Annotated in this window: 2 protein-coding genes; both read right to left on the bottom strand. The window is 61.0% G+C overall.

Annotation, left to right across the window (positions count from 1 at the left end; translation table 11 throughout):
- Positions 1-22: 22 nt before the first annotated feature.
- Complete coding sequence (locus P9272_RS35710; RefSeq protein WP_063169402.1) at positions 23-1,231, bottom strand: beta-ketoacyl-[acyl-carrier-protein] synthase family protein; 1,209 nt, start codon at positions 1,229-1,231, stop codon at positions 23-25.
- A complete protein-coding gene (locus tag P9272_RS35705; protein WP_029356603.1) occupies positions 1,232-1,513 on the bottom strand; it encodes an acyl carrier protein in 282 nt (93 codons plus the stop codon). It lies immediately after the preceding gene.
- Between the last annotated feature and the right edge of the window lie 560 nt (positions 1,514-2,073).

The following is a 2,073-nucleotide window of genomic DNA, read 5'->3' as shown; positions in this document are numbered from 1 at the left end:
AATGAGGCGTCTTGCATGGCTTCTACACCTGCCTGAATGCCAGAACTGCGTTCGTACCGCCCATGGCGAAGGCGTTGCTCATGGCGACGCGCACCTTGCGCTCCCGCGGCACATTGGGTGTGATGTCGAGGTCGCAAGCGGGATCTGGCTCGCGATAGTTGGCGGTCGGCGGCACGACGTCCTCTTGGATTGCCATCACGCAGGCGATCATTTCAAGCGCGCTCGCTGCGCCGAGGCAATGCGCGTGCGTGGACTTGGTGGAAGAGATGGACATCGAATAAGCGTGGTTTCCAAACACACGCTTGATCGCCGCCGTTTCAGTCTGATCATTGCTCTTGGTACCGGTGCCGTGCGCGTTGAGGTAGTCGACGTCCTCGGCATTCAGCCCGGCATCGGCAAGGCAGGCGCGCATCGCCGACGCTGGCCCCTCGACAGATGGCGCGGCAATGTGGAAGGCATCGGCGGAAAGGCCGACGCCGGCGATCTCGGCAAGAATTGTGGCACCACGCCTCGTGGCATGCTCGTAGCTTTCCAGCACGGCCATGCCCGCACCCTCGCCCAGCACCAGGCCCTTCCTATCGGCGGAGAAGGGCCGGCAGGTATCGGGTGAAAGCACGCGCATTGCTTCCCATGCTTTCAGCACGCCCCATGCGAAGGGTGCGTCGCTGCCCCCGGAAACCATTACGTCGGCCCGGCCCAGCTTGATCTGGTCCACCGCCGAGGCGATCGCATGGTTGGCCGAGGCACATGCGGAGGTCACCCCGAAGACCGGCCCGCGCAAGCCGAGGCTCAAGCTAAGATGGACGGAAGCGGCGCTGGGCATCACCTTTACTCCAGTGAAGAGTTCAGCACGGATTGCGCTACCCAAAAGCAGTGAGCGGTAAGTTTGTTCTGTTGCGTACGAACCGGTAAATCCGACGCCCACTGTCGCGCCGAAGCGATGGGCATTCCCCTCGTCGCAGGAAAGTCCGGCCTGCCGCATGGCTTCGCGCGCTGCAAGCACGGCGAGCAAGCTGAAGCGGTCCATGGAGATGAGATGCCCCCGGTTGATGTCGTGCTGGGGCAGCGCCTTGATCTCAGCGCCGGTCATGCCCTCCAGGTCATGAAGCTCGGAATTGGCGATCGGGCCGATGGCGGAGCGGCCTTCGCGCATCTCTTTCCACATAGAGGCGGCCTCGGTGCCCAGTCCGCACAGGCCGCCCACTCCGGTGATAACGACGCGCCTGTCCATTCAAGCCTCCTTCGCAAGCAAGCCGCGGACGGCTTCCACGACGTCGCCGACATTCTTGAGATTGGACCAGGCATCGGCCGTGTTCATGTCGATCTTGATGCCGTAGGCCTGCTCCACATCCCAGAGGACGTCCGCCAAACCCAGCGAATCGAACCCGAGCGCGTCCAGTTCCGTGGCGATTGTTATCTCGCCGACGAATGACGCAGGCATTCCCTCACCGCTCTCCGACTCGGCGCGTTTCTTGATCAGGGCAATGACGTCCGTTGCGAATTGATCGGCCATTCTGTTTCCTGTCTTTCTTTCCCGCGTTTCGACCTGGACGCGGCTCAGTTCCTGAGGCGCGCCGCGTCGCGAAAGCCATCACGCTTGGGCAACTGACAAAACCCAATGCTCATAAAGCCGGATCAGGTCCGGCCGGTGTGTGGCGTAGGTGCAGTATGACGATGTGAGCCGCTACACGTGCGCGTCTCCCGGTCTGTCCATAGGCTCGGAAGAAGTCGGACAGTTTGACATGGCCGGTCAGTTGCAACTCCCTTTCCCAGCACTCCACTGCCCGGTAGAGCGCATGAAAAATCTCCTTTCGGGCGGTTTCTTAAGACGCTCGCCACGCCATGAGGCAGTGGGGGCATCGGTGTCCATCAGGTGCTTCTGCCCATGCAGGATTCCAGAACATTGATGAAATCGTTTGTTTCGATGAAAGGCATCCACACTTTGGATGGTTGACCACGCTTTTCAAAGATCGTGAACTACATCTCCTCGTTGTGCTCGACGCACTCCGGACAAGTAACCTCATGGGCGCGGCATGCAGGATTAACCGAGCCCAGCCGGTCATGAGTGCGGCC

This window comes from Mesorhizobium sp. WSM4976, assembly GCF_029625685.1.
In the GTDB taxonomy this organism is placed as follows: Bacteria; Pseudomonadota; Alphaproteobacteria; order Rhizobiales; family Rhizobiaceae; genus Mesorhizobium.
The sequence above is the reverse complement of the archived record's forward strand: the minus strand, read 5'-3'. Positions and strand labels throughout refer to the sequence as shown.

Bases quoted from the DNA above. Each gene is read 5' to 3' on its own strand.
- P9272_RS35710 (WP_063169402.1), bottom strand. From the start codon at position 1,231: ATGGACAGGCGCGTCGTTATCACCGGAGTGGGCGGCCTGTGCGGACTG.
- P9272_RS35705 (WP_029356603.1), bottom strand. From the start codon at position 1,513: ATGGCCGATCAATTCGCAACGGACGTCATTGCCCTGATCAAGAAACGC.